Here is a 2,748-nt window from a genome sequence, read left to right on the forward strand (position 1 = left end):
TGCTGATTCCGAAGATCTCGCCCGGGTATTCCGATTTGATCTCGCCCAGGATTCCGAGATGATCTCGCCCACCATTCCGATTTGATGTCGCCCGGGGCGCGAGGCGTTCTGGCTGTCTGTTTTCTGGCATCGGGCAGGCCGCGGGGTCAACCTTGAATCGCGGCTTGAAGGTCTTCTTCGTCTGCTGTGGGCATGTGGGCAACGCTCTTGCGTTGTCCAAGCGTAGCGGCATGTCCACAGCGCCACAGGCTCAGGCCTTTCGGTCGGGTTTGCGGGTTCGCCGCATGCTTTCGCCGTTGAGATCGATCCGGTGGGCGTTATGGACCAGACGGTCGAGGACGGCGTCGGCGTAGGTGGGGTCGCCGATCAGCGCGTGCCATTGATCGACCGGGAGCTGGCTGGTGACGATGGTGGAGCGGCGGCCATAGCGGTCCTCGAGGATCTCCAGGAGGTCGTGGCGGGCCGCGGCGTCGAGCGGCTCGAGGCCCCAGTCGTCGAAGATGAGGAGATCGACGCGGCCAAGCGCGCGCAGCAGGCGGGAGTGGCGGCCGTCGCCGCGTGCCAAAGCGAGATCGGTGAACAGCCGCGGGACGCGCTGGTAGAGCACGGAGCGATTGTCCCGGCAGGCCTTGTTGCCGAGCGCTGAGGCGAGCCAGCTTTTGCCGACGCCGGAGGGCCCGCAGATCAGCAGGTTGGCGTGGTCGTCGACCCAGCGGCCTTCGACCAGCATCGTCAGCAGGCTGCGGTCGAGGCCGCGTGGAGTGCGGTAGTCGATGTCTTCGACGCAGGCTTCCTGGCGCAGCTTGGCGTATTGCAGCCGCTTCGACAGCCGCTTGTCGCGTCGCAATGACGCTTCGCGTTCGAGCAGCAGCGCAAGCCATTCGGCGTGGCCGAGGCTTGCGGCCTCGCCGCCAGCTTCGATGTCGGCGAAGGCCTTGGCCATGCCATGCAGGCCGAGCGCGTAGAGTTGATCGAGGGTCGGATGCGTGAGCAAGACGTGATCTCCTAATTGTAGTAGCGCGGCCCGCGGATGTTGGGATGAAGGATCGGCGCGTCGTCCGCGGAGCGCTTGGGTGAAGGACGCCGATCGAGATTGTTGGCAAGGATCGATTTGACCGAGCCGTAGGTGCGCGCGCCGATATCGATCGCCCGCATGGCGGCGGCATCGAGCCGCTCGTGCCCGTAGGATCGGGCGAGCCGGATGATGCCGAGACAGGCGCGGAAGCCCTGTTCCGGATGCGCGCGCTCGTCGAGGATCAGGTCGCACAGCGCCGCGGTGGCCGGCCCGATCGAGGCTGCGTCCTTACGGATGCGCTCGATGGTCCAGCCAGCGTAGCGCCGATGACTGGAGGCCATGTGCTCCGGCACGGTCGTGTGCTTGTGGTTGCCGCTCATGCGCTGATGCGCGGCGATCCGCTCACCCTTGTGGAAGATCTCGACGGTGCGAGCCGTGAAGCGCACCTCCACCTCGGCGCGGACGAAGCGATGCGGAACGCTGTAATAATGCGCCTCGACCTCGACGTGATAATCGATGCTGACCCGGCAGATCCGCCACTCGGCGAACACGTAAGGGCTCTCCGGCAAGGCCTGGAGTGCCGGCCGGTCGATCTCCTCCAATAGCTTGCGGCGGGTCACGCCGAGCCGTCGGATCGGCCGCTCCTCGTTGAGCCGGGTCAGCAACTCGGCGATCGCCGCGTTGACCTCAGCGAGGCTGTAGAAGGTGCGGTGGCGCAGCCGCCCGTTCAGCCAGCGCTCGACCATGAGGACCGCCTGCTCGACTTTCGCCTTGTCCCGTGGCCGTCGCGGCCTCGCCGGCAGAATGGCGGTGCCGTAATGCGCCGCCATGTCGGCGTAGCTGCGGTTGATCTGTGGATCGTAGAGGCAGGCCTTGATCACAGCGACCTTGGTGTTATCCGGCACCAGCAGCCCCGGCACGCCGCCGATCGCCTCGAAGGCGCCGACGTGGCCGCTGATCCAGTCGGCGAGCCCCTGCGTCCAGGTCGCCTGCGCGTAGGTGAAGCTGGAAGCGCCGAGCACCGCGACGAAGATCTGCGCGACGCGCCGCTCGCCGCTGAGCCGGTCGATCACGACCGGCACGCCGTCACCGGCATAATCGACGAACAGCTTGTCGCCGGCCGCATGCGACTGGCGCATCGTCACCGACAGCCGGCCTTCCCAGGCGCGGTAGAGCTCGCAGAAACGCGAATAGCGATACCCGCCGGGCTCGCCCGCGATGTACTCCTCCCACAGGATCGACAGCGTCACGTGCTTGCGCCGGAGCTCGCGGTGCACCGCCGCCCAGTCCGGCTCGGCCTGCCGGCGATGGCCCCGCCGCGTGCCGGAACCCGCACCGGCGCTGGCGAACAGCCGGGCCTCCAGATCAGTGTCGGTGATGTCGTCCGGTAGTGGCCAGGTCAGCCCCGCCGCCTCAAAACGGCGGATCGTCAACCGCACCGTCGAAGGCGCCGTCCCCAACCGCCGCGCAATCTCGCGGGTCGCCATCCCGGTCGACTTCAATCTGATCACTTCGCGCACGTGGCGCATCGCAAGCCTCTCCGTCGGCATCCAGGTCCCCCTTCGCAAAGCCGAAAGGCGGGACCGTATCGGAGCCAGAAGAGGCCTCGTCACCCCGGGCGACATCATCCCGGAATGGTGGGCGAGATCATCTCGGAATGGTGGGCGACATCAAATCGGAATGGTGGGCGAGATCATTCCGGAATGGTGGGCGACATCGAGCGGAATCAGCAC

At 66.7% G+C, this 2,748-nt stretch carries 3 protein-coding genes; all 3 read right to left on the bottom strand.

What is annotated here, in order from left to right; all coding sequences use genetic code 11:
* A partial coding sequence (locus P0R31_RS40475; RefSeq protein WP_275521182.1) for a hypothetical protein occupies positions 1–220 on the bottom strand: 220 nt, incomplete at its 3' end.
* A 30-nt stretch (positions 221–250) separates the two neighbouring features.
* Complete coding sequence (gene istB / locus P0R31_RS40480; RefSeq protein ID WP_157288154.1) at positions 251–994, bottom strand: IS21-like element helper ATPase IstB; 744 nt, start codon at positions 992–994, stop codon at positions 251–253.
* Positions 995–1,005: 11 nt separating this feature from the next.
* Positions 1,006–2,544 (bottom strand): IS21 family transposase, encoded by a 1,539-nt coding sequence (istA, locus tag P0R31_RS40485; RefSeq protein WP_275521184.1) that lies wholly within the window; start codon positions 2,542–2,544, stop codon positions 1,006–1,008.
* Positions 2,545–2,748 lie beyond the last annotated feature (204 nt).

It is taken from the genome of Bradyrhizobium yuanmingense (genome assembly GCF_029167105.1).
Taxonomy (GTDB): domain Bacteria; phylum Pseudomonadota; class Alphaproteobacteria; order Rhizobiales; family Xanthobacteraceae; genus Bradyrhizobium; species Bradyrhizobium yuanmingense_A.